Genomic DNA, 356 nt, shown 5'->3' on the forward strand with positions numbered 1-356 from the left:
TTTCAACCGTGGATCAAGCTAATGCTTTCCTAGCAAAATACATTTCCTTGTTCAATGACCAATTTTCTGTTCAACCTGAAGCGCTAGAGTCTGCTTTCAGGCCCTTATCAACGTCTCTGAATATTGATGTTATTCTATGCGTTAAACTGACTCGTTCTGTCGATGCTGGTGGAGTCTTCTCCTTTTACAATCGCCACTTTAAGGTCATTACATCCTCTGAGCTTCCTTTGCTTCCAGCCAAAGCCAAAGTCGCTGTCTTAGTCGGTCCAAGGATGGGGGTTGCTGTAGAGTTCAAAAAAACTCTTTTCTCTGTTCTTCCTTATATCAAACAGAAGAAATTAAATCAGCCAAGCTCA

The 356-nt window shown here is 41.6% G+C and carries 1 pseudogene; it reads left to right on the top strand.

The annotated features are described in order from the left end of the window. A pseudogene (locus Ga0466249_RS26005) lies at nucleotides 1–356 on the top strand (ISNCY family transposase); the annotation flags it as partial.

Origin of the sequence: Pelorhabdus rhamnosifermentans (assembly GCF_018835585.1) — a bacterium.
GTDB lineage: Bacteria > Bacillota > Negativicutes > UMGS1260 > UMGS1260 > Pelorhabdus > Pelorhabdus rhamnosifermentans.